Here is a 23,279-nt window from a genome sequence, read left to right on the forward strand (position 1 = left end):
GGGTGGAGTTGTCCTTCCGGGCTACTTGACGACGGCGGCGGCGAGCTTGGACAGCGGTTCGGCCAGCGCGTTCACGCCGTCCGAGAGCTCCTTGCGCTGCGGCTCGGTGACCTTGTCGTAGGAGGTGTACTCGTATCCGGCGGCACCGATGCGGTACTTGTCCAGCAGCCCGGTCAGGGCGGTGAACTGGCCGTCCAGTTCCCGGGTGAGCCCCGGGTTGTTCTTGGCGGCGACGGGCTTGAGGAGTCCGTAGGTCTTCTGGGCGCCTTCGAGGTTGCCCTTGAAGTCCACGAGGTCGGTGTGGGAGTAGCGGTCCTCTTCGCCGGTGATCTTGTTGCGGGCGACCTCGTCGAGCAGCTCCTTGGCTCCGTTGGCCATCGAGGTGGGGGTGATCTCGGCGGTGCCGACCCTCTTCACCCAGTCATTGAGGTCCGCCATGAGCCGGTCGGCGAGCCGCTTCTCCTGGTCGTCGATCTTCTTGTCCTGCCAGAGCGCTTTCTCCAGGCGGTGCCAGCCGGTCCAGTCCTTCGCCGGGTCCTGGCCCGACTCCAGGCCGTCCTCGCGGACGTCGACCTTGGGGTCGATGTCGCCGAAGGACTCGGCGACCGGCTCGGTGCGCTCCCATCCGATCCTGGAGGGGGCGTAGAGCTTTTGTGCCGTCTCGATGTCGCCGGCCTTGACGGCATCGGCGAACGCCTTCGCCTTCGGCAGCGTCTCCTCGGCCTGTGCAAGGACGTAGGAGCGGTACCCGGCGACGGCCGCGTCCATTTCCGGGTTGCGCTTGGCGGCCGTGTTCTTACCGGTGGCGGTGACCTTCCGGTGGATGCCGTCGCCCTTCATGCCGGGCTTGCAGGCGATCTCGTAGTCACCGGCCTTGATCTCGGCGGTGATCGAAGCCTTCGTGCCCGGGCCGATGTTCTCGCGCTCCGCCGCGATCCGGCCGTCCGGGAACAGCACGTACACCTCGGTGACCTTGGAGCCGGTGTTCTCCACGTCCACGGTGAGGTGCCCGGCCGGGAACTCGGCCCGGGACACTTCGCACTTGGAGTCCGAGGCCGTCACCTTGATCGAGCCGTCGCCGCCCGTGGCCTTCTGTGAGCATCCCGACAGCGATACGACCGTCGCTATGACGGTGCCGGCGCCGACCAGAAGGTGACGGGGTCTGACGGACATGGACGCCTCGTTTCATAGGGGCAGAGAGACGAAAGCGCCGGGCAGGGGTGCCCGGCGCTGCGGAGTCTACTCAACTGTAGACGCTAAAGGAAGGCTGCCCTAACTCCATTACGTGGGAGGGGGTGCGGAGCTACCGCGCGGGGTGCGGGGTGCGGTCAGTCGGAAGGCTGCTCGCCCTGGGCGATCTCGACGCCGCGGTGCAGCAAGACGGCTCCTGCCACGGAAGAGGTGCCTGCCGCGGTACACAGCAGGGCCATGGCCAGCAGTGCGGGGGCGAGGCGGCGGGCGGGTGCCTGGGTGAGCAGGGCCTTGACCCGGGCGGGGACGGGTCCGGTGGCGGCGCGGGCGGCAAGCGCCGACGGCCCCCGCTCGCGTCCGCGGGTGGCGGCCAGTGCCGCGTGCCCCACCGCTTGTGCGGTGAGTGTTCGATCATCCACGGCCCGGGCCGCACGTTCGTCCGCGGCGCGTTCGGCGGCCAATGACACATGGGGGGCGACGGCGGCCAGCGCCGGGTGACACCAGCCGGCGAGCTGGGCTGCGGCGAGGAAGACGTGGTGGTGCCCGGCGAGGTGGGCGTGCTCGTGGGCGAGAAGGGCCTCGCGCTCGCGCGGGTCCAGGGAGCGCAGCATGCCGGTGGTCACCACGATCCGGCCCGGGCGGCGCAGGCTGGGTGGCAAGGCGTAGGCGTCCGGCCGGGGATCCTCCAGGACGCACAGGCCCCCGGCGTGCGGAAGGCCGGAGATCTCTCTGTGTGCGGCGCGCAGGCGCCTCGCCTCCGACGTGGTGTGTCGCACCACCGTGACGACGGTGACCGCCAGGAGTCCGGCAGCCAGCACGGAGACCCCGAGGACCGCGAGTCGTGGACCGGCCTGGAGCGGTTGGATCAGCTCCGCGAGAGCGGCGAGCGGGGGAATCGCCAGGGCGAGCGGAAGGAGCAGGGCCCCCAGGCACGCCACAACCCCGACCGCCAGCGCGGCAGTGGCGGTGGTCACCGTCCACAGCGCGATCTCGGGCCGCACCCGCTCGACCGCCCGCCGCGCGAGGGGTGGCAGCATCCACGGCAGTACGAGGGGGAGGAGCAGCAGGGCGATCACTGACCGCCTCCCTCCAGCAGGCGCCTGAGCTCCGCCTCGTCCTCGGGGCTGAGTCCGTCCACGAACCGGGCCAGCACGATGCCCCGGTCGTCGTCCTGGTCCAGCTCACGGTGCATCCGGCGCGCGGTCAGGCCGTGGGAGTCCTCCACCGGGAAGTAGACGAACCCCCGGCCGCCCGGGCGGCGGCCGACCGTCCCCTTCTCGTGAAGGCGTGCCAGGAGGGTCGCCACCGTGGTGCGGGCCAGTGGCTGCGGTATCGCCGCCCTGACCTCGGCCGCCGACTGCGGTCTGCCCGCCGCCCACAATGCCGCCAGAACACTGGACTCCAGCTCGCCCGCAGGCCTGCGCTCACCGTCGGTCCGCGCCATGGAACCATCCTCCCACCGAGATCGTCTACAGTGAAGTAGACGGACTACCGTCCTGTAGACACAGGGTATGCGGTCCGTGCGCCTCCGATGCTGCCCGGCACCCTGTCGTGCCTGCGGCGGTGAGCCCCCCCATCGAAAGGGATCCCCGCGCCGATGATCCTCACGCAGCTCGCCGCACCACCGCCGGTGCACCTCGCGGTGAACCCGCTCGACGCGCAGTCCCTGCTCGCCGCATTCGGGACGATCGGGATCGCAGTGATCCTGTTCGCCGAGACCGGTCTGCTCATCGGGTTCTTCCTACCTGGTGACTCGCTGCTGTTCACCGCCGGACTGCTGTGCGCCGGCTCGGCAGCCTCCCCCGGGCGCCTGTCACTGCCCTGGGTGCTGCTCGCCGCGGCGGCGGGCGCCCTGGCCGGCGCCCAGACCGGCTACTTGCTCGGCCGGCGGGCAGGCCCGGCGTTCCTGGCCCGTACGAAGTCCCGCAAGATCAGTGACGGCGCCGCCCGGGCGGCGGAGATCCTCCAGAAGTACGGGTACGCGAAGGCGATCGTGCTGGCCCGGTTCCTGCCGATCGTACGGACCGTGCTGAACCCGCTCGCGGGCATCCTCGACGTCCCGGTACGCGCCTTCACCCTCTGGCAGATCCTGGGCGGCCTGGTGTGGACGGTCGGTCTGGTCCTGGCCGGATACACCCTCGGCGCCTCCATCCCCAATATCGACCACTACCTCCTGCCGATCATCGCCCTCATCGTCGTCATCTCACTCGTCCCGGTCGCATTCGAGCTTCTGCGTTCCCGGCGAGCACACCGGAAGGAAAGCGCCTGATGCATGGCGTGACAGCGGAACCAGCCGCGCAGGCGAACGGGACCTTCGACGGAGCCGGCATCGACGGTCCGACCTACCTCGACGTGGTCCACTCCGCACAGCAGACACCGGCCTGGATCAACCACCTCATCAACGACTACTCCGCCTACGGCCTGGCCCTTTTCGCCGTCCTCATGCTGCTGGGCTGGTGGCAGGCCCGAAACCGCCATCCCGAGCAGGCGGCGCAGGCCCTTGCCGTGCCCGTGATCACGGTCGGCGCCTTCACCATCAGCAGCCTGCTCAAGCTGCTGGTCCGCGAAGCCCGCCCCTGCCAGTCGCTGCACGTGGTCACGCTGGAAGCCTGCCCCGCCCCCGGCGATTGGTCCTTCCCCAGCAACCACGCCACCCTCGCCGCCGCAGCGGCCGTCGCCCTATGGTTCGTCTCGACCCGCCTCGGTGCGATTGCCGCCGCCTTCGCGCTGGCCATGGCGGCCTCCCGCGTCTGGGTCGGCGCCCACTACCCGCACGACATCGCCGCCGGCCTCGCCGTCGGCGCCCTCGTCGCTGCCGTGCTCTCGGTCCTCGTCCGCTCCTATGCCCCTGTGCTGTCCCGGATCCTCGGCCGGGGCCCGCTGCGCCCGCTCATCGCCTCATGAGCGGCGACGACCGGCACTCCGCCGCTCCCGTGCCCGCCGGCCGCGGCGGTCGTTCGGCGGGCAGACGGCGGTGGTGTCACGCGCCACTCGCAGACCGGCCGGCCGGGCATGGGGCGGTGCGAGAGGTTGTCGGCGCAGGCGCCGTGCGCCTGTCACCCGAGGCGGCGGTGCAGGTCTCCAAGCCGTCCACGACGGAGGCAGTCGACCGCAAGTCCGTGGGTACGGACGGTCACTTGGTGGACGCCCCGGTCGGCCGGGCCCGGGTCGTCGGACCGGACCGCACACCGGAACGGCCGTCACGACCCGGACGGCCTGCCACCGTTCCCGCCACGATCTTCTGCAGGAGGCTGTAGGACAGGATCGGCAGCAGCACCTCGGGGCGGTGCGAGAACCAGACCGCGGCCAGCACGGCCGCCGCGCTGCTGTTGTTCATCCCGGTGGCGAAGGTGAGCGAGACCTCGTCCGGACCGTCACACCGGGCCCACCGGGACATCCACCGGCCGAGCAGGAAGGAAAGGCAGCACACCGCGCCGGACACACCAACGGCCAGCACGAAGAGGTCCGGGTCCGGGTGGGACACCGCCCGGCCGAGGGCACCCGCCGCGTTGACGTAGCAGAGCAACAGGATGTTCAGCAGGTTGACCGCCTTGACCGGCGGCAGTACCCGGATGATCCGGTGCTCGCCGAGCAGGGCCCGCAGTGCGATACCGATCAGGGACGGCAGCACCACGGAAGCCAGCGCGAAGACGCCGACCCCCGCTCCGGCGAGCCCGTCCAGCCGGGCCGTGTCGTCCAGGGCTCCCGTCCCGCCGGGGCCGACGAGCCGGCCGGTCAGCTGCAGGCCGAGGGGAACGGTGAGTGGGCTGAGCACCGTCGAGCCGACCACCATCGCCACGGCCAGCGGGACGTTGCCGCCGGCATTCTGTCCCCAGGACGCGGCTCCGCCCGCGATCGGCATGGCCAGCACCAGCATCAGCCCCACCATCAGGGCCTCCACCTCGGCGGGATCGGGCCAGGAGTGCAGGCAGAGCGCGACCACCGGGAGCAGGACCGCGGGCAGCAACGCGTTCGCGGCAATGCCGAGCGCCAGCCGCAGCGGCCGCCGCAACGCCCGGCCCAGGTCGGCGATCCGCACCCCGAGTCCGGCGTTCACCAGCATCAGGGCCAGCAGCACCATCGGCACGGTCACCGAAGCTCCCCCGGCAGGAATACGTAGCGTCAGTGCCCGCAGCCACTCCCCGGGCCCGGGGAACACCCCGGCCAGGAGATAGCAGACCAGCATCATCCCGAGCAGCCACCGCTGCACCAACGCCACCACGCCGACAATCACGCAGCGGAGCGTAGCGGAAACCGAGAGCAACGCCGACGCCGTTGTGACCGGGGGGCGGGGTCTGTCCCACGGATGCGTCGACCTTTGCTGCGAGATGGTGCGTGCTGTCACCGGGCCGACGAGGCGTGTCCCGATAGGGGCTTGCCGTCAAACGGGCGCTCACACAGTTCCCACCGCCCGAGGGGACCGGTGTCGCTCACTTGACGGCTCCGAAGGGCATGTTCGGGGCCGGGCTTGTCCCGGCCTGGTCCGGACAGCTCTCGAAGCGGTGCCTGGTCCGGGCGGCGCGGCATCGGCCGGGCTGAGACATTCAAGCTGTCCACCGACCCGTTCCTCATCGACAAGGTCCACGACGTGGTCGGGCTCTGCCTCGATCCGCCCGAACGGGCCCTGGTTCTCTGTGTCGATGAGAAGTCACAGTTCCAGGCCCTGGACCGGTCCCAGCCGTCCTGCGACACGAAGCTCCGCCGCTGATCGCCGCGGCGGTGGCGCCGTCAGCGCTCGGCGCCGGTCCTCACGAACCGGCGCGAGCAGCCGTGCCGCCCAGGACTCACCGGTGGGTGAACTCAGGCGGGCGCTTCTCCACGAAGGCCGCCATGCCCTCCTTCTGGTCGGCGGTCGCGAAGGCCGGGCGGGAGAGGCGGCGTTCGAAGCGCACGCCCTCGGCGAGGGTGGTCTCGAAGGCGCGGTTGACGGCTTCCTTGGCCATCATCGCGATGGGGGCCGGCATGCCCGCCACGCGCCGAGTTCGCCATAGCGCTCGGCTGCGAACTGCGCCACGCCCACCGGCTCGTCTGCGCCGAAGGCGTCGCACTGAACGATCCGCGGGCCGCCACCCCGATCGGCCTGGGCTGCCGCATATGCGAGCGGCGCGACTGCGCACAGCGGGCGCGGCCACCGGCCGGCTGGCCGTCGACCCGGTCCGACGCACGCATGCTCCGTATCCGATGGTCGGAGCCGAGTGAACAGGGACCGACATGTCCCATGCCTTTCCGGCTGTGGAACGTGGTTCACAACACCGGCAGTTGTGTGACCGACGTGTGAACAACGCCGGTCAAGTGAGCGGACTCGCCGGCGTTGACAGAGATCGTGAGCCGGTCCTCCCGCAGCTTGGCCCGCTCGGCGAGCCGGCTCGGCAATCCCGGCCGTGCGGTGAGCGGCGGACGAAGTTGCCCTCCGTGGCCTGCCCTTGCGGCTGCTGCACGCCCAAGCGGGCCAGGCAAGAACACCGCCGGACGCGCGCCCGGAAGCCGGGCCCGCTCAGGGGTGGGCTGTTCGTCGTATTGGTCTTGTCGTCGTGCTGTGGGAAACCGCGAGGGGTCAGCGACGGGCGCTCCCTCGTTCAAGGGCGCGGCGTAGTTGTTCGAGATTCGGGGGTAGGAGGTGTGCGAGCCCGTATCGGTGACGTCCGCTGTTGTAGCTGCGGATCAGGCCGCGTTGCTGCAGGGGCACGCCGTGACGGCGCCGGGTGTGCGATCCGTCGTCGCGCGTCGTCCCCGCGTGATTGTGGGCGAGCGAGACCCAGAGTGCCGTGGCGCTGCCCTCGAGCGTCTCCGTCAGCTGTGAGCGGATGGGCAGCCATTGGGCGAGGGCGTCTCGGCTCAGAGGCGAGAGGGAGACGGCCTCACGGTCCGGTGTGAAATCCATCCCGTGCTGGGGTCGGCCGGTGACGTGGATGCGACTGCGGTCATCCGACAGGTGGCCGATGCGCTGGGCCACCAGTTCGCCGGCCCGTGCTCGCGTGTCGAGTGCCATGGCCAGTACGGCGATGAGCCTGGCGTGGCCGGGGGAGACAATGCGGGACACGTCGCGGCGGAGCCGTCGCCGCAGGTCCCTGAGCTGCCGGCGCTCCGGGACGGGCCTGAGCTCGACAGGTCCTGCGCTTCCCACGGCGAGGGCCGGAAGCCCTGCCGCTTCCCGGAGGATCTCCAGGCAGGCCAGCCGGGCCACGTTCGTGGCCTCTGACCCACGTAGACCGGCAGATCACTCAGGACGGCAAGAACGAGGAGCCCACTACAAAGCGGCAGAAGGCGGTGACCAAGGGCAGGGGGCGTGCCCACTGCATCCGCCACCTCAAGTGGCGGGACCAGGACGAAGGACGCTCCGTACCTCTGCCGGCCACCATCGCCGCCAAGATCCACGAACACCTGCGACTGTACGGCACGTTCCGCGTCGAGGACGGTCTGAACCGGATCGCCGGCGACTACCTGTTCTCCAACATCGGACGAACGAACATCCTCATGTACTCCCTCGTCGACCGGCTCTGGCGCAACGCCAAGAAAGCCGCCGACATCACCAGGAAGATCACCCCGCACTGGCTCCGGCACTTCTTCGCCTCAGCCGGCCTGTCCAAGGGCGTACCCGTCACCGACATGGCCGCATGGCTCGGCCACCGCGACCCCAAAATCACCCACCAGACCTACGCCCACATCATGCCCGACGCCCCACAACGCCTCCGCACCGTCATGGACTCCGTCTTCATGCTCGAGACCGAGCTGACTCTGCCCCTGCAGTTCGACGCACTCGTCGAAGCCGCGTAGGGCGCACTCTGGGGCGCGGTTTCTCGGCTAACGACGCCGCCGCTGACCTGCAGCATCTTTGTGACCGCGGTTTCGGGTTTGCCACCCGGCCTGCACCGGCTCCATGGGGCACGGTCCTGTTGTGCAGAGCGAGGGCGCCCCGGGCCCGTACCGGCAATCGGGGGATCAGTACGTGATGTAGTTGAAGTCTGACAGAGGGCTAGGTTAAATTCCTCCTGCCTGGCCTCGGACGCGGCCAGTTCTGGATGCCCGACCCGACCACTGGGCATCGGCAGAGAACCTACGTTGCGTGTTCCCTTCATCGTTTCCTGTGTTCTGTTGCTGTGTTGACATGCACCTTCGCTGCCCAGGTCGGGGGGCGGCTTGGAAGGAGCCTGCCATGTACAGCATCGACCAGATCAGCAATGCCGCCGCCCAGCTCACCGGTGAGTCCTTGGAAGGCGCGCGGCTGCGCCTCGGCGCGCTTCAACGCTTCGATCAGCTGGTCCCTGCCGCTTCGGCGGACCAGGCGCTGCTGGAGTCCGCTCTCGCCTCCGCGCTCGGCGCGGTGGAGGGGCAGACCCGGCCGTTCGGTGTGCGGGAGGCCAAGCCCGTGGACGAGGGCTTGGTGCTGCGTGTAGAGCGGGCCGAGGATGTCCAGGCGTTGTTCAGGCTGCTGCCGTACCGCACGCGGAAGGGGCCGTGGCGCGGCGTGCGGGGACTGACCGTGCGGTCGGACGGCGCACGGTTGCGGTTCGGGTTCCGCACCTGGCTGTACGAGCGGTCGTGGCGGTCGGCCACACCGTCGGTGTGGGTGGCCGGACCGCATGGGGAAGACCTGGCTGCACTGCTGGGCGCCCACGAAGAGCAGATTCGTGCGGCCGGGCACAGCGTGCAGTGGGATCCGCAGCGTCCCGAGCCCGGGCCCAAGAGGCAGGAGCCAGCTACGCGTAGCCTGGTGCGCCAGTTGACCGCCTCCTATGCGATGGGCAGTGCGCTGCTGCGGCGTCCACGCCTGTGGGACAGTCTGGCCGGCTACGCCGGGCTGCGAGTGGATACCCGCATGGCAGACTACGGCCTCGACTGGCTCATCGAACGTTCCGTGGCCGGGGCGCAGGTCCATGATGCCCGGCTCATCGAGGTGCTCACGGACCACGTGGTGGGCTGCGGACTTCGTGTTCTGGACCATGCCTGCGGTACCGAGGAGTGCACGGTGGAGTTGGCACCGCGGCCTGGTATGTGGGGCTGGCGGGGCGTGCTTACCGTGCGCAGCCGCCCAGCCTCGTCCGGCCTGCCATTGCAGGTGCCCCGTCCACGGCCGCTGACAGCGATTGGCGATCAACTCGGCCTCAGCAGGCCGCAGACCAGCCCCAGCAGCAGGGACAGCGCTGTCCCGGACGGCGGCGGTGCTGTCATCCAGCTCACGGGGGTGCCATGCGCTGGCGGCGTCGGCCGAGACGACCTGTCGTGGGTGGCCGAGCAGATCGCGGCTGTCTGGGCAGCCCAGGGCCTGGCCACCGCGGTCGTCCTCACCCGGGGACTGGAACCTAGATTCAGCTTCAGCGACCCGGGCCAGCCGGCATGGGCCACAGCCCCGGTCCCAGACACAGTCCCGTGCTGGCGCCGGCTGCGCATCGCACCGCCGCCTGGAGGACTATGGTCGCTGGAGGCTTTGTGCGACGACGAAACGGTTGCCTCCGCGTTGGCGTACGCCAGACGTGCCTTCGACCGTGCCTTCCTGATCGGCAAGGCCGCCGACTGGCCCTACGAAGAACAACCTTGCGGCCCGCTCGTCGATGCCCGCATTCTCGTACACCGGGCGGAACCCTACGGACGGCACATCCCGCTCCCCACCGAAGCTGGGCCGGACACCAGGGCCGTCACGCTGACGCCAGCTGAATCAGCCGTGCAGTGGCGCCAGCAGGAACTGGGCCGATGGGCCCCACGGCACCCCCTCACCGGGATGCTGCTCCTGAACCCCGCCAGCCAGGACGTACCGCCCGACGCCTTCGACCTGGCTGTCGAGGATCAACTCGACCGCTACGGGACACCTGTCCTGGGACGCTTCCCCCTCAACCGGGGAATCATTTGCGGTCCGGGCCACAGCACACACCCGCCCACCGTCCTCGATCCGCAGACCGAACGGCCCAACCACGCTCAAATGCTTGCCGCAACAGAGGCTCTCACCCGGCGCCTGTGGCCTGATTCCCCTCCTGCCACCGAGCTGGTCAGGGACGCACAGGTTCCCCAGCATCGCTGAGTGACCGCCGCAGACTCGATCAGGGGGATCACCTCTTCGTGGTGTTCGCGGAGCACTCGCATGACGGTGGCAGACGAGGGATGCTGGCTCTTTTTCGTTCTCTTGGTGCCGTAGTGGTGTGTTCTTGGTGTTTATCGTGGGTCTTCTGTCTGTGTGCGGTCTGGGGGGTGTTCTGGAGCCCGGTAGCGTGATGCGGTGTTACTCGCTCTCAGAGGCAGTTCGGTGCTCGTGGGGCTACCCGCGGGGTCCGCGAACGCTGGGCCCGGAGAGGGGGAGCCCGATGGGCTACGGTCCAGAGGGAAACCGCGGCGACAGGTGGGACCGGCTCTACCGCTGGGCCCGTTGGTTCGGCCCGCTCCGTGCGGTCTTGCTGACCGTGCGGGACTGGCTGTGACCGGAGCCTGCAGCGCAAGGGCCCCGACCTGACGGTCGGGGCCGTGACGCGGTTTGCACAGCCTCGCCCCCGGCAAGCTAGGCCGGCTGCAAGGGGGCGGGGCACTTCTCGCGTCTGTGCATCGTGGCCTTGACGGAGTCAAGGTGACGACGCGACCGTTCCCATCTAAGCAGTGCGCGACCCTTGCTGTCGAAGCTCGCTGCCGGACATAGAGTTTCACCAGCTTCTCGGCGCGGGCGGCGTAGCCTCCTCTACGGACCGCCGCCCAGCGCGGCTGGTCCCAGGAACCCAGGTCCCCCGAGCACGGTAGCGCCAGCGGCCTGGCCCTCGCTGTGTACCGCAGCGAGCACGGCCTCAAGGGACCAGCTCCTCACCGTCCACCGCGCCGGGAACTTTTGTCCTCTGTCAGCCAATTGCGGCGGCCGCTGCACCAAGAGGCCCGTCGACGGGGTGTGTGTCCACTGGGTGGAAACGCACCAGGAAGACGCCTTCCGCGTCGTTGGCTGCGAGAATGCGTTGCAGGCCGAGGGGCTAGTGTTTCGATAATGGGTGATGGCGCCGTCGCATTTCATGCCCCTGCAAGGCCTCTGACTCACCGGATGCGGCATATCTCTATCGCTCGATGTGGAAGTGCCTTTGGGAGATGATGGATTGACGGAGCCGGTCGGTGAACTCGGGGCTGCGGGCGATGCGGTCCACGCCGCCGGCTTTATTGGCGCGTAGGGCGGATTTGAAGTTCTGCTCGAGGGATTTTGTCATGCGTTCCATGAGCTCGGTGTCGAGGTGGTCGAGGTCGATGTTGAGGAGGTCGCGTGCAGTGGGGCGGCGCAACCGGGTGAGGGTGTAGGCGGAACCGCTGGCGAGCGGGTAGAGCCAGTTCTCGATGGTTTCGCCAAGTAGGGGGCGGACTTCGGTGTACAGAGTGAGGAAGCGCCGTAGGCGCGCGTGGACGTCGAGCGTCAGGCGGTAGAGGTCGAGGTTGTTGCGGGCCGAGAAGATCTGCCCGTAGTGCTTGTCATCCAGAAGGAGGGCTTCTGAGTGGCGGAGCGCTGTGTGGGGCTCGTGGAGGACAAATGCGGTGAACTCGCGTGCGAGGCGAGTCATGCTGACGACCTGGTCGAGAGGGAAGCCGAGGTTGCGGTAGTAACTTGCCCGGCGCTCGTAGCGGTAGTCACCCCCGTGGTAAAGGCTTTCCTCGATGTCCTTCTGGATGGGCTCTGTTGCTCGCAAGGCCCCAGCCGGCAGCTGGGTCTGGCTGTTGGTTGCCCGGATGATCCTGTCGCGTGTGGTGCCGGACTCGGGCGCGACGACGATCTTGACCAGCAGTGATCTGTCAAGGTGCTGGCCGCCGGTCTGGAAGTAGCTGTAGACCTCGTGACTGGTTTGGAGCCCGTTGACGATCTGCGGGTCCTTGATGACGATCTTCTTTCCTGCGATCTGTGCGGCGTCGGCGACAATGGTGACGCCGTTGTTGAACCACCAGAAGTCCTCGCGTGTCCCGGACTTCAGCGTGTTGCCGATGGCGTTGTTCACCGCAGTGGAGCCTGCGTAGTCCCGGACGTTCGACTCGAACAGCTCCAGCCGTAGTGCCTTGTTGTCGGAGGTGATGAATCGGTAGTACTCGTCTAGGCGGGCCAGACAGACGTAGCCCTCGCCGAGCGAGGTGCTCATCGGGGTTTCGGAGAAGATGAGCTGCGCGACCGCCTTTGCCCCTCGTGCTGTCCGCTCACGCAGGTCCGCGGCAGTCAGGTACTCGATGGTGGCTTCGGTGTCGGAGGTGATCTTCGCAAGCTCCCGGCGCAGGCGGTCACCCTTGGCCTTCACGTTCGGGTGTGGCCCTTCCGCCGCTTTGCTGGCGTAGATCACTTTGACCCGGACCTGAGGGAACGATGAGGCCAGGTCCTCGAGGATGCGTAAGAAGCGTCGCGTCCGCTCCAGCAGCTTTGCGTTGGTATGCCCGACCAGGCCATCCTCGTCGCGGCCCATGTCGAGTAGATCGGGCAGATGGAAGTGCAGCTTCTCGATCACCGTCTCCTGATAGCCCGGGGAGGTTTTGGCCTGCAGGATGACGAGCTCGATGGTGCCTGCCCTCGGGGTCAGGTACTGGTGGGCGTCGACTGTGACGTAGCGGCCGTCGACGAAGGTCCAGATGCCGTCGATGCCGCAGTCATGGGCCCCGTCCACGATGCCATCCGTGATCTCGTCATTGTCGAGATCCCAGTCCTGCAACGCCTTGTCGGCGGCAAAGAAGGTGAAGAAGTCGTCCTGGCCCTGGTCCGGAGCTAGCCGCCGGTGCTGATCATCCAGGATGCGGTCGAGTAAGCGCTGGTCGTTGCTCTGTGTAGATGCCACGCAATACCCCCCAATAGGCTGCGAACGCGACAAGATGGTTGCATGCGCATGCGGCTGAGGGAAACCCCGCGATTGCTTCGATATATGCCAAATATGTTCGAGGCTTTCCGGATCTCGACGCGCAACCAGCCCGGCTGTCGCGGCCGGGGAGGCAGTGCCGCTGGCGCCTGGGGCCTGGTGCAAGGGAGGCCACCTCCCAGCCGTTGCGACGCAATCCGTCAAATCTGGATACGGACGAGGAGGCTGCGTGGGTCTCCTAGGTGCTACGTTCCGTCACTATTTTGACCGCCGCCGGAGTGGAGTTCACTGCATGTGTGACGCGTGCTGACAGCAGGCTTGGACCCGTGCTGGTTTGGTGCTGACTTTGGCGCCCAGAATGAGGAAAACCGCAGGTCCTAGCCCTGTCCGGATGAGTTGTCGTACCACTCAATGGTGGTGTTGGTCAGCATGATCAGTGGTGGGTAAACGCTCAACGCCGTGGGCCCGGTGTGGTCGGGGGAGGAGGACCGCTCGGAGCTGCTGGCGTCCTGCCACCGGGAGTCGCTGCGGGTCGCGGACGAACTGGGAGCGAAGACGGTCGCGTTCCCGGCCATCTCGACCGGCATCTTCCGCTGGCCGGTGGAGGACGCGGCGCGCATCGCGGTCGAGACGGTGAGGCAGACGGAGACGAGGGTAGAAGAGGTCCGCTTCGTCCTCTTCGACGAGCGGGCGTACGAGGCGTTCGCGTCGCAGATGCATTGACAGCTATTCGGTCCGGAGGACTGCCCTCGTCCGAGCCCTCAAGAAGAGGCAAATGGACGGCCGCAACCTCATGCGAGGCGGCGGCCGTCCGTCTATCACCAGGCACGGCTGACCGACCCAGAACAGTCCACCGCCCTTGCTGTTGGCCGAGGTGTGGGCAGCGGGTGCCGCCGCGTACTGGTGGACCAACCTGACACTGCGACAGCTTGCCCCGGTGTTCGGGGTCTCGAAGTCGGCCGCCGACCGCATCATCGGTCACCTCGCGTCCTCGCTCGCGTTGCAGCCCCGCAAACGGTTCCGCAAGCAGACCGTACTGATCGTGGACGGCACCCCGTCCCTACGCGCGACCACACGGTCGCCGAGAGGTCGAAGAACTACTGGTACTCGATCAACCACCAGGTCATCATCGATGCGGACACCTGCCTCGCTGTCGTGGCCGGCCCGCCGGTCACGGGCAACCGCAACGACTGCCAAGCCTGGGAGCTGTCCGGCGCAATGGCTGCCGTCGGCAGGGCGACGGTGATCGCGGACGGCGGCTACCGCGGCACCGGCCTGATCATCCCGCACCGCCGCGAACGTGGGTTTCGGTGGGGCCGCTGAAGTCCGGCGTAGGCATGGTCGAGGACCGTGGCTATGAGGCCGGCACCGCCATCAACCGCTACGGGACTCTCAGCGGGGTCTTCAACTTCGCCTTCGTCAACGACTACATCGCCAAAAACCCTGCCAGCAGGTCGACGAAAGACGCTCTGTCCCTCTGCCGGCAACCATCGCCGCCAAGGTCTCGCCTGCTCAGAAAGCCAATCAGCGCCGGGTCGGGCGGCGGCGTTGGGGAGGTGTGGGCAGGCCGTTTCGCGCCGCGTCGGCGATGGCTGTGCGCAAGGCGGCGCAGTCGCGCATCTCCTGCTCGTACAGCTCGGGCATGCGCTGGGCAAGGGCTACCAGGGAGGTTTCTGAGGCGGCCACCTCGGCCAGTGCCTCCTCGAAGGCTCCGGTCCAGGGGAGGGTGTCGGCAAGGTTGAAGTGGCAGGTGGCAATAGCGATCGCGTACTGCTCGGGCGAGAGGTCTGGTTGTGCTCGTTGGGTCTGAGCGAGTGCCTCACGCAGCTGGGTCAGGGCCTTGCGATGCCGGCCGGCACGGGAGAGGGCTTCGCCGTGCTCCGCCAGGGCGGAGGCGAGCTGGACCCGGTCGATGCCCTCTCCCCGCAGGGACACGAGCATGCCTCGGACGGCGACCGCCTCGGCCAGCAGCCGCTCGGCGCGGGCGGGGCGCCTGACCCGTTCGTAGGCCCTGGCGACGGTTGCCAGGCCGTTGGCCAGGTTGTCGCCGTGCTGCAGTGGGTCGTGGCGAGCCACGGTCCGCCAGACGGCCAGCATGCGGTGGGAGACCTGGAAGGCGAGCCAGTTCAGGCCCAGCCGGGAGTAGTGCTCCACGGCGGCGTTCAGGATGCCCGCGTACTCGGCTTGGTGATCCCCGGGGAGGTCACGGAGGTTCCGTTCGTAGTACCGCACCGAGGCGTTGAGCAGCCGAAGAGCCCTCAACAGCTCAGCACGGTGTGGCTTGCCCGGCTGTGCCGCGGCGGCGTTCACCAGGATCGCGGCGAGCAGAATCTGTGCCTGGGCCTTCGTTCGCGGGTGCGCGAGCCCGCGGCGTACGAGTTCGGTACTGACCGCGAGGCATTCCTCGGCAGCCTGCTGCGCTTCCTGGTCGCGTTCGAGTTCCTGGAGCACGTTGGCGTACTGGAGCAGGGAGCTCGCGAGCGGCTCGACAGGCATGCCGGCGTGTGTGGCCAGCCGCCGGCGGATATCGAGCCCGCGCCGGATCGGTTCCACGGCTTGCTCGTGCCGTTCCAGGCACATGAGGGTTATGCCCACGTTGTTCAGGACGACAGCCAAGCCGGTTGCACCGATGGGCGTCGCGAGGCTCTCCGGGCAGTCGACGACCAGGAGCGCGTCGTGCAGGACGGCCAGCGCCTCCTCATGGCGGTCGAGCTGCCTGAGTCGAATTGCACGGGTGACCATGCTGCCTACGGCATCGCCGTCGAGGGTGTCAGGGTGCTCCCCTGCTGTGCGGCTCAGCTCCTCGGCTGTACTGTCCGACAGGGCCTCGAAGGCGTCCCGAAAGCGGCCAAGAGCGTGCAGGGCGCGAGCGAGTTCCGCCTCGGCGTCCGCAAGCCTTTCGAATGCTGTGGGCCGGCCTGCGTCGGCGAGTGCCGTGAGGAGGGCCACTCTGCGCTCCTGAAGCGGCAGCGCCGCCTCGGGCTCTCCTTGGCCGACGTGGACCCGGCCTCGTTCGCTGAGGAGTTCCGTGGTTGCCATGTCCCGCTCGGGACCCTCGGGAAGCTCGGCCACTAATTCTTCGGCCGCGTCCAGAGTTGCCAGTGCGGGCGTGAAGGCCCCGGTCCAGCGCTGCGAGCGGGCCTTCGTGGTCAGGGCCTCGACGAGCCGGGCGGGTGTGGTGCCGGCCGCGTCACTGCCGTACAGGCGCAGGGCTTCGTCGCAGCGGCGCAAGGCGGCCTGGTGGTCTCCGGCTGTCTGGCGCCAGACGGCCTCGTGAATCAGTGCTGCCGGCCGCTGCCCGGGAGGCAGGGCGCGGGCAGCGATGACGGCGGTCCGGGTCGCCCAACGGGCCAGCACCCGGCTGCGGCCCGCGCCGAGCCGGTCGAGCAGCTCCAGCAGATGCTGCGGATCGGTGGCCGGGGCGTCGGTGAGCCGGTGCAGAGCCTCGGTGAGCGGATCGGGGCAATCGGTGAGCGTGGCGGCGTGCATGATCTGGGCGGCGAGGGACGGCTCGCGGCTGAGCGCTGCGTCGAGGGCGTCGGCGACCGGCTGCCAGTGGCGCGGGACTGCACCGGTCCGGGAGACCGTGACCAGGGCGGCGACCACTGCTTCGGTTCGGGTGGACGTGTCCCGGGCGGACGGGAGGGCCGCGAGGGCGACCAGGGGCAGGGTCACGAGATCGGGATCGGCGCGGGTGCGCGAGCCCACGTGGTACTCGCCGAGCCGGTCGGGTTGCAGCGCACCCCAGCATGTATCGCCGGCCCCCGGATACATCTCGGCCAGCCAGGCAGTGCCTTGGCCGACGAGGTCGTCGGCGGCCTCGCGGAACCCCGGCGACGATCGGAACAACGTCGGAGCAAGGCCGGGTTCGGCCGTGGCGGTGAGGACCGCCGTGCCGACCGCGTCGGCCAGCCCTACCGGCCCGGAGGCGACCAGCAGAGGGCGGCTGGCCGCGCTGTCCTCCCAGTAGGCGCGTTCGTGCAGCAGGAGCTGCTCCTCGACGAGAAGGTGCGCATCGGCGGGACGGGTCAAGGGATGTACGGACAGCAGATCGGTCAGTGCAGTCATGTGGAGGGTGAGGACCGAGCCGTACGCGGGTGCGCTTACGTCCCGGGGCGGGACCAGAGCGACGCGCGTCGACCAGTCGCCCGTAACCTCCCGCAGTGCGCGAGGCAGGGCCTCGGGGAGTCGCTGGGCGAGATCGGACAGGGCGTCCTGGTAGTGGGCATCACGGTCCGATAATTCCGTGATCGGGGCCAGTTGGCGGTGTATGGCGTCGTAGGTCAGTGCCCGGGTCTCACGGGTGCGGGTCCTGAGCTGGTCCCACCAGCCTCCGATGTCGTCGCCGCGGCCCCGCGCGGTCAACAGCAGGCGCACGGGCGGGCGGCCTGCGGGCCGCCGGTCCAGTACTACGAGCAGACTGGTCAGCTGTGGGATGCGTAATTCGGCGTAGTCCGCCACGAGCAGCAGGGGGCGATCCACCTCGGCCAGGACGCCGTAGTCCCCCTCCGGGCCGCGATCATCCAGCACACCGCAGACCCAGCCGTGCCGGTCCCGCAGCCGCGCAGACAGCTCGCGCGCCAGGCGCGATTTGCCGGCGCCCCCGGGCCCGGTGATCACGGAAAGCCGGACCCCGTCCCCGTCGCACCAGTCCTCGACAAGCTCGCTCAGTAACGCTTCGCGGCCGTGGAAACGGACTACTTCGGCCCGCTGGTCCAGCAGCGTCGCCGGTGACCGGACCTGCCAGCCTCCGGCCGGAGCGATGAGGCCCTGGAGGTCAACAGGCTCCCACACGGGCGCGGCGTCCGTGTGCCGGGTCACCAGCTCGGTGAACCGGCGGTCGGCCAGGAGCGCGTACACCGGCACTGCCTCCCAGCGGGGCAGCCCCCAGCCGGTCACATCGGTCACGACCACACCTGTCAGCAGGGGCAGCCCGTGGGCCGTGGCACCGCAGAAGAGCGCTGCGCCCGATTGCCCGCTCCACGGGGAGGGGGCAGGGCCGGGAGGTGGCGCACTGGCGAGTTCCACGGTGTAGCGGTGCGCAAGGGCGCCCGTGCCGGGGGACAGCACGGCGCGGGGCTGTTCGAGGTCCAGGGTGCCGTCGGCCCGGCGGGCAGCGTCAGGGTAGCCGGCCACATCGCACGGCTGCTGCCGCGATGTCACGAGCCGGCCCCAGCGGACAGGTGCCACGGAGCCGCGCAGGTCCTCCTCGGCGAGGAGAAGGGCTGCGTCCACGTCCGCTCCAGCGATCAGGTCGCCCCGCCAAACGGCGGAGCACCGGACCGGCGCACCGCCGGGTACCTGCACCTCACAGGTCTTCCGGCCGGCCAGCACATGCCGGGCCGTCAGCACAAGTCGCGGCCCGAGCAAGTAGCCGCTGCCATTGCCTACGTACTCCGTCTCCCCGGCCAGCAGAACGGCCACAATCCGGCCCAGCTCCATCGACAGTGCTCCGTCCCTGGCGTCCTGGTTCCCTGCCGCGCGTTGTCAACCCGGTGCACTAGGCCGTGTCCGCAAAGTCCCGCCTGGCCCGCGACTCCCCCAGCTACCGCTGGGAGGCGCCCCCAGCACGCACGCTCGCTGCGTTGTCGGGGTCGCCCGAGTACGCCCAGTAACGAGGACGACCCTCCGCCTTGCGATCGCACGCACCAGACGCCGCGGGCCACGCCCTTCGGGCGTACGGCGCTACTTTGCGGACACGGCCTAGCGGGTGAGCGCGCCACCGCCACCCGCGAGACCGCTCGTGACGGATTCGGAGTTGACGATCCTGATGCCCTGGCCGTCCTGGTCCACCGCTCGCAGGGTGAATGCGAGCCGATGAGTGGTCACCTCGGCGCGCGTGCCGCCCGCCTCGGCGGAGACCACCCACGCCTTGACGGACCCCTTGGCGGTGTTCTCGCGACGCAGCTCGACGGTGAACTCCATAGTGATGTCGCCGAGTTCGAACCGTACTCCGGCATCGATTGCGCGGGCCTGTGCAGCAGTCAACTCTGACCTGAGGTGGTCGATGGCTTCGCCGACCGTGATGTCGCTCATGCGGCCACCGTAATTTGTTCAGCCCTGCAAGATAGGGGAGTTGACATGGTTCCTCGCCCTAGCCACCGACGATTGCGGGAACGAGGTGCTGTTGCACGTGCCGTACGTATGCCTGAAAGTGTTCCCATTGCTCTTCCTCCCCTTCGCGCCAGGTGCATAGGCCCCAGGACTCGGGGAAACCGTGCTGCTTGACCCAGGACGCGTACGCGCAGACCGTCTCCCGGCGGTCGGCGATCGACTCCAGGTGCCGGGCAAGCGCGCTGTCTCCGCGGGCACGGGCGAGCGCGGCGATGATGTCCGCGACGGCGTAGTAGGACAGCAACGCCTCGGTGGCCCGGTCGACGCTCCGCAGCATCAGCATGCCGTCGCGGCGGGCCTGTTGCTGCAACCGCCTGGTCCGCCCGAAACGGCTGGGCCGTTCCCCATGGAAGTGGCGCCTGACATTGCCGATGTCAGGCATGCACGGTGCTCGTTCACTGCTGTCGAGGATGAGCGCGTTTGTTGTCAGCACGTATCCGGAGGAGTCGGCCATCACTTCTCGGCCGACTGCTCGGGGAAGACCCGCGGTGAAGGGTGGCAGAGGGCTGCTGTCGGCCTGCTCGCCGAGCCGGCCGGAGAGGATGGGGGCGAGAGCGCGGGCGATCAGGAAGAGGCCGCACGCGTCGAAGACCATGAAGGGGTCTCCGGGGCCGTGGGGGATCTCGCCGGGCGGCATTGTCATCGGGATGAGGGGCTGGGGTGGGAGTAGCGTGGTGGTAGCGCGGCCAGGTCGCCAGGACCTCAGGTACGAGGCCACCGAGCTGTCCAGGTCGCTCCAGAGTCTTTCCCGGTCAGGGCTCGTGCCGCCGGTTCCGTAGGATTCGTCGGCGACACTGAAGAGGACGGGCATCGCCCAGCACAGGTTGGCCATGAGTTCGGCGGCCAACGGCGGCACACCGATGAGGAACCCCTGGCCGCCGCCGGGTAGCGGGCGTACCAGCACCCTGGCTTCCGGGTCGGTCGACGGCAGGACGAAGACCTCCACCACCGAGGCGAGCCGCCGGGCCTCCTCCATGCCAGGCAGACGAAGTTGCGAGACTTCGGGGTCGCCGTCGTCGGTGCGGGAGAATGCATGGGCGAGCAGCAGCAGGTCCAGCAAGACGCGCGGCCTTTCGGCCACAGCAGTCAGTGCGGCCGGATCGTCGAGCAGATCGCGCGTGGGCTGCGCGCCGTGGACGAAATCCGGGTCGGCAAAGACGCGGGCCATCCTGATTGCTTCAGAGGCCAGCGCTACGTTCTGCTCTGTTTCGAACAGTAGACTGGGAGCATACGAACCTGGCAATGCGACGATCGATGGATCTGTCTCCTGCACCAATGCCGCCCCGAGTACGCCGGGCACGCTGGCGGCGTCCCCTATCTCGGTGTCGCCGCCGTTCTGCCCTCGGATCACCATCAGCCCTTGTGCGACGTCCGCGTCGCACCGGACGACGACATCGCTGGGCGTGGCCACGCGGACTGTGATGCCGTGACGGAGACGCTGTCGCAGCGCCACGACGACTGTGGCCAGGGTCGTGGGCGTCATGCTCGCGGTCCGCACGACCTCGGCGTGAAAGTCGCTGCCCGGCGGCTCAAGTAAGGTCGATTCCACGCCAGCAGCAAGCAGTACGGCTGCCACTGCCTCAGTCTCCGCTGGCGTCGGCCGGACGAAGAGATGGACGTCGACGGGCTTTTGCGCTGCTTCCTTCCCCATAGCCTCCACAGCGTCAGGATGACGACACCCGGCGCCGTATTCAATCGCCTCGGCACACCGCGCTCCATGCAGTGCGTGAGCCATCCGGGACGATCAGGTGGCCAGTGGGCGATCGCATGTCATGAGCAGGGGAGTCGGGAACCGGTTGCGTCGTTGGTGCCGTCGCCGCCGACGCCTGCTGCTGAACGGAACCGTCACCGACCGCCTCGTTGGAGCTGACACCGCTTGCGGCACGAGGGGAGATCGGTAGAAATAGGAGTGCGTGCTCAGAACTCATCGTGCGTGGTCAAGTGCCGCTGTGACGACGAGCCGAGCCAGCCCTGGCCTTGCATGTCCGGTGTGACGACCACTCCGCCGACGCCCACCACCGTCGGTGGCAGACCGAGGGCGAACCGGGACTGCGGGACCGCTCCAGCCGGCCCCGCACAACCCCGCACCGCACCCCCGCCGCCCTCGAACCCGGGTATGCGAGCTGAGAACGACGCGCAAACGGGCCCGGCCCGGATCGGCCCGATCCTGGGCCTGCCCACCTCGACCGTGCACCGGATACCCACCCGCCACGGCCTGAACCGGCTGGCCTGGATCGACCGGCCCACCGGCCAGGTCATCCGCCGCTACGAACGCGACCGACCCGGCGAACTCGTCCACATCGACGTCAAGAAACTCGGACGGATCCCGGACGGCGGAGGCCACAAGGCCCGATCGGTTCCTGCAACTCGACGATGTCGCCACCGAGAGGCTCGGCGACCTCTAGGTGTGCCATCTCATGACATTGGTTCCTCGCGGTCAGGCTTGGCGGGCGTAGGACGTGAGGCGGTCGGCGAGCGCGGTGACGAGGTCGCGTAGTTCGTCGGGGCGCTCGATGACGAACGGCCGGTTGAGTGCGGCGAGTACCTGGGGCAACCAGTCGAGCCGCTCCGCCCGTAGCTCGACGCGCAGCCAGCGCTCGGTCGCGCGGTCCTTGCCGGCCGCGGACTCGTGCTCCTCCAGGTTCGCGACGCTGATGGGAAGGTGGGCGCGGATCTGCTCAACTGTCCCGTGGATCCGCAAGGTCACCTCGTGCCGGTACTCGGCCGTGGCGAAGCCGGACAGCACGCGCTGTGCCGGACCGGGACCCATGGGCGTTTCGAATGAGCCGGGCAGGGTCCGCGCGTCTGCGATGCGATCGAGCCGGAAGGTTCGGTCCTCGCCGATCCGGGCGTCCTTGCCCGTGACGTACCACCGCCCCGCATGGGCGACGATCCCGTACGCGTGCAGTGTGCGTTCGCTGCGCCGTCCGTCGCGGTCGGTGTAGCGGATCGAGACCGGTCGGCGGTGGCGCACCGCATCAGCGATGGTGAGCAGGAGCCCGGCGTTGGGGGCGTCGAATTCGCCGGGCTGATCCGTGAAGGCGAGAGCCTCCAGGAGTGTGTCGAGCCGACGGGCGATGTGCTGGGGCAGCACCCGCCGGATCTTCGCCGACGCCGTCTCGCCTGCCGTGCGCTCCGTCGTCGTCAGCCCTGATCGGTGGCCGGCGGCCAGGCCGAGCAGCACGGCCAGCGCCTCGTCGTCGCTGAGCATGAGCGGAGGCAAGCGGTACCCGGGGGCGAGCCGGTAGCCGCCGTAGCGGCCGCGCACCGATTCCACGGGCACGTCCAGGTCGATCAGGTGGTCCACATAGCGGCGCACGGTGCGCCCTTCGACGCCGAGCCGGTCGGCGAGTTCGGCCACCGTCCGGGTGCCGCCCGACTGCAGCAGCTCCAGGAGTGTCAGCACGCGGCCGGTGGGTCGAGGCATGTTCGCAGCCTAACGTGAATAGAGGACCGATTCTGTCCACTATTTCTCCTAGCCTGCGACGTGCACGCCTCCAGCACAGCCAAGGAGATTCCCATGGACTTCGTCTCGATCCGCATCATCACCGGCGACGTAGCGCGCCTCGTCGAGTTCTACGAGCGAGCCACAGGGGCGCGGGCGACGTGGGCCACCGAGGACTTCGCCGAACTCAAGACCGCGGGCGCGACCCTCGCGATCGCCGGCACTCGCACCGTCCCGCTGTTCGCCCCGGGCTCTGCCCGCCCGGCGGACAACCACAGCGTGATCACCGAGTTCCTCGTCGACGACGTGGACCGCGTTCACCAGAACCTGACCGGCTTCGTCACCGACTTCGTCAACGAGCCCACCACGATGCCCTGGGGCAACCGGTCACTGCTGTTCCGCGACCCCGACGGCAACCTCGTCAACTTCTTCACCCCCGTCACCCCAGCGGCCATCGAAAAGTTCGCACACTGACCCCACGCACAGCCGCTCACGCGGCCGCCGAGTCCAAGGGCCCACCAGCCGGGCACCGCTGACCCCCCAAGGAGGTCTGCGCTTGTGCCTGCGGGTCGACGCCGGACATCCGATCGCGCACGTCGCTGCGGGAGCCGGGATCTCCCGCTGTTGTCTGGCGAAGTGGTACGCCCGCTGGCGCGCACGGCGAGAACGGCCTGCTCAGCCACTCCTCCCGCCCCGCCACCAGCCCCGCCCGCACCCCCGAGGACATCGCCGACCTGGTGGACGCACTGCGT

15 protein-coding genes and 6 pseudogenes are annotated in these 23,279 nt (G+C 68.9%); 10 read left to right on the forward strand and 11 right to left on the reverse strand.

Features of this window, described 5'->3' with window-relative positions; genetic code table 11:
* Positions 1 to 21: 21 nt before the first annotated feature.
* From efeO to IE182_RS18830, 3 genes are all read right to left on the reverse strand, one after another.
* Positions 22 to 1,173, reverse strand: coding sequence for an iron uptake system protein EfeO (gene efeO / locus IE182_RS18820; RefSeq protein ID WP_190111029.1), 1,152 nt, complete (start codon positions 1,171 to 1,173; stop codon positions 22 to 24).
* Positions 1,174 to 1,328: 155 nt separating this feature from the next.
* Positions 1,329 to 2,267: a M48 family metalloprotease gene (locus IE182_RS18825; RefSeq protein ID WP_229844931.1), complete on the reverse strand. Its 939-nt coding sequence runs from the start codon at positions 2,265 to 2,267 to the stop codon at positions 1,329 to 1,331.
* Complete coding sequence (locus tag IE182_RS18830; RefSeq protein ID WP_190111030.1) at positions 2,264 to 2,635, reverse strand: BlaI/MecI/CopY family transcriptional regulator; 372 nt, start codon at positions 2,633 to 2,635, stop codon at positions 2,264 to 2,266. Before IE182_RS18830 ends, IE182_RS18825 begins: the two co-directional genes overlap by 4 nt.
* A 153-nt stretch (positions 2,636 to 2,788) precedes the next feature.
* Between IE182_RS18830 and IE182_RS18835 the strand changes: the two genes are divergently transcribed.
* Both IE182_RS18835 and IE182_RS18840 read left to right on the forward strand, forming a co-directional pair.
* Positions 2,789 to 3,460, forward strand: coding sequence for a DedA family protein (locus IE182_RS18835; RefSeq protein WP_190111031.1), 672 nt, complete (start codon positions 2,789 to 2,791; stop codon positions 3,458 to 3,460).
* Positions 3,460 to 4,095, forward strand: coding sequence for a phosphatase PAP2 family protein (locus IE182_RS18840; protein WP_190111032.1), 636 nt, complete (start codon positions 3,460 to 3,462; stop codon positions 4,093 to 4,095). The genes IE182_RS18835 and IE182_RS18840 overlap by 1 nt, the downstream gene beginning before the upstream one ends.
* A gap of 229 nt (positions 4,096 to 4,324) precedes the next feature.
* Here the strand turns inward: IE182_RS18840 and IE182_RS18845 are convergent, their stop codons facing one another.
* Positions 4,325 to 5,425 carry a bile acid:sodium symporter family protein gene (locus tag IE182_RS18845; RefSeq protein ID WP_190111033.1) on the reverse strand — a complete coding sequence of 367 codons (1,101 nt, stop codon included), beginning with the start codon at positions 5,423 to 5,425 and terminating at the stop codon, positions 4,325 to 4,327.
* Between the two features lie 297 nt (positions 5,426 to 5,722).
* Here IE182_RS18845 and IE182_RS18850 point away from each other — a divergent pair.
* A pseudogene (locus IE182_RS18850) lies at positions 5,723 to 5,872 on the forward strand (IS630 family transposase); the annotation flags it as partial.
* 103 nt (positions 5,873 to 5,975) lie between these two features.
* On the opposite strand, the pseudogene IE182_RS18855 reads toward IE182_RS18850, so the two are convergent.
* Positions 5,976 to 6,164 (reverse strand): annotated as a pseudogene (locus tag IE182_RS18855) (enoyl-CoA hydratase-related protein); the annotation flags it as partial.
* On the opposite strand from IE182_RS18855, the pseudogene IE182_RS18860 reads away from it, so the two are divergent.
* A pseudogene (locus tag IE182_RS18860) lies at positions 6,161 to 6,390 on the forward strand (short-chain fatty acyl-CoA regulator family protein); the annotation flags it as partial. The pseudogenes IE182_RS18855 and IE182_RS18860 overlap by 4 nt on opposite strands.
* 355 nt (positions 6,391 to 6,745) lie before the next feature.
* Here the strand turns inward: IE182_RS18860 and IE182_RS18865 are convergent.
* Positions 6,746 to 7,180, reverse strand: coding sequence for a hypothetical protein (locus IE182_RS18865; RefSeq protein ID WP_190111034.1), 435 nt, complete (start codon positions 7,178 to 7,180; stop codon positions 6,746 to 6,748).
* Positions 7,181 to 7,458: 278 nt separating this feature from the next.
* Between IE182_RS18865 and IE182_RS18870 the strand changes: the two genes are divergently transcribed.
* On the forward strand, positions 7,459 to 7,965 hold the full coding sequence (locus IE182_RS18870; RefSeq protein WP_190111035.1) for a tyrosine-type recombinase/integrase: 507 nt from the start codon (positions 7,459 to 7,461) through the stop codon (positions 7,963 to 7,965).
* A 379-nt stretch (positions 7,966 to 8,344) separates the two neighbouring features.
* Positions 8,345 to 10,204: a hypothetical protein gene (locus tag IE182_RS18875; protein WP_190111036.1), complete on the forward strand. Its 1,860-nt coding sequence runs from the start codon at positions 8,345 to 8,347 to the stop codon at positions 10,202 to 10,204.
* Between the two features lie 1,006 nt (positions 10,205 to 11,210).
* Here the strand turns inward: IE182_RS18875 and IE182_RS18880 are convergent.
* The gene (locus tag IE182_RS18880; protein WP_190111037.1) at positions 11,211 to 12,950 is read right to left on the reverse strand and encodes an AIPR family protein; all 1,740 of its coding nucleotides are present in this window, start codon (positions 12,948 to 12,950) and stop codon (positions 11,211 to 11,213) included.
* 468 nt (positions 12,951 to 13,418) lie between these two features.
* On the opposite strand from IE182_RS18880, the pseudogene IE182_RS18885 reads away from it, so the two are divergent.
* Both IE182_RS18885 and IE182_RS18890 read left to right on the forward strand, forming a co-directional pair.
* A pseudogene (locus IE182_RS18885) lies at positions 13,419 to 13,691 on the forward strand (macro domain-containing protein); the annotation flags it as partial.
* 169 nt (positions 13,692 to 13,860) lie between these two features.
* A pseudogene (locus tag IE182_RS18890) lies at positions 13,861 to 14,273 on the forward strand (transposase); the annotation flags it as partial.
* A gap of 219 nt (positions 14,274 to 14,492) precedes the next feature.
* On the opposite strand, the gene IE182_RS18895 reads toward IE182_RS18890, so the two are convergent.
* The 3 genes from IE182_RS18895 to IE182_RS18905 all read right to left on the reverse strand — a co-directional run bounded on the left by IE182_RS18895 (position 14,493) and on the right by IE182_RS18905 (position 20,658).
* Complete coding sequence (locus IE182_RS18895) at positions 14,493 to 18,410, reverse strand: tetratricopeptide repeat protein (RefSeq protein ID WP_190111039.1); 3,918 nt, start codon at positions 18,408 to 18,410, stop codon at positions 14,493 to 14,495.
* A gap of 261 nt (positions 18,411 to 18,671) precedes the next feature.
* On the reverse strand, positions 18,672 to 19,004 hold the full coding sequence (locus IE182_RS18900; protein ID WP_190111040.1) for a trypco2 family protein: 333 nt from the start codon (positions 19,002 to 19,004) through the stop codon (positions 18,672 to 18,674).
* Between the two features lie 58 nt (positions 19,005 to 19,062).
* Positions 19,063 to 20,658 carry a hypothetical protein gene (locus IE182_RS18905; protein ID WP_190111041.1) on the reverse strand — a complete coding sequence of 532 codons (1,596 nt, stop codon included), beginning with the start codon at positions 20,656 to 20,658 and terminating at the stop codon, positions 19,063 to 19,065.
* Between the two features lie 443 nt (positions 20,659 to 21,101).
* On the opposite strand from IE182_RS18905, the pseudogene IE182_RS18910 reads away from it, so the two are divergent.
* A pseudogene (locus IE182_RS18910) lies at positions 21,102 to 21,474 on the forward strand (transposase family protein); the annotation flags it as partial.
* 45 nt (positions 21,475 to 21,519) lie between these two features.
* Here the strand turns inward: IE182_RS18910 and IE182_RS18915 are convergent.
* On the reverse strand, positions 21,520 to 22,509 hold the full coding sequence (locus IE182_RS18915) for a helix-turn-helix transcriptional regulator (protein WP_190111042.1): 990 nt from the start codon (positions 22,507 to 22,509) through the stop codon (positions 21,520 to 21,522).
* 93 nt (positions 22,510 to 22,602) lie between these two features.
* On the opposite strand from IE182_RS18915, the gene IE182_RS18920 reads away from it, so the two are divergent.
* Complete coding sequence (locus IE182_RS18920) at positions 22,603 to 23,001, forward strand: VOC family protein (RefSeq protein ID WP_190111043.1); 399 nt, start codon at positions 22,603 to 22,605, stop codon at positions 22,999 to 23,001.
* Positions 23,002 to 23,279: the final 278 nt, after the last annotated feature.

Origin of the sequence: Streptomyces cinnamoneus (assembly GCF_014650495.1) — a bacterium.
Taxonomy (GTDB): Bacteria; Actinomycetota; Actinomycetes; order Streptomycetales; family Streptomycetaceae; genus Streptomyces; species Streptomyces cinnamoneus.